This window comes from Solihabitans fulvus (assembly GCF_008386585.1).
Classification (GTDB): Bacteria; Actinomycetota; Actinomycetes; order Mycobacteriales; family Pseudonocardiaceae; genus Solihabitans; species Solihabitans fulvus.
In genome coordinates this window covers 1-335 of sequence record NZ_VUOB01000266.1, presented here as the reverse complement: position 1 = coordinate 335, position 335 = coordinate 1, and the positions used below count along the sequence as shown (strand labels likewise).

At 42.1% G+C, this 335-nt stretch carries 1 protein-coding gene; it reads left to right on the top strand.

Annotation, left to right across the window (positions count from 1 at the left end):
* Nucleotides 1–78: 78 nt before the first annotated feature.
* Nucleotides 79–335: 30S ribosomal protein S13 (gene rpsM / locus F0L68_RS45795; RefSeq protein ID WP_188317140.1), on the top strand; the 257-nt coding region annotated here is incomplete at its 3' end.

Genomic DNA, 335 nt, shown 5'->3' with positions numbered 1-335 from the left:
CGTTTGGGAACGTTGGTTAGAAACTTAACCAAAATGTCGCTGGTCATTCCAGACAAATTTCAACATATTCTTCGTATCATGAATACGAACATCGATGGCAAACGCAAGGTTATGTTTGCGATGACGGCTATCAAAGGTGTTGGCCGGAGGTACTCCAACATTGTTCTCAAAAAAGCCGACATTGATCTTGACAAGCGTGCTGGCGAATGCACAGAAGAAGAGGTTGAAAAAATTATCACTATCATGTCGAATCCTAGGCAGTATAAGATACCAGACTGGTTCGTAAATAGGCAAAAGGATATTGTTGATGGTAAATACAGCCAGCTGACCTCCTC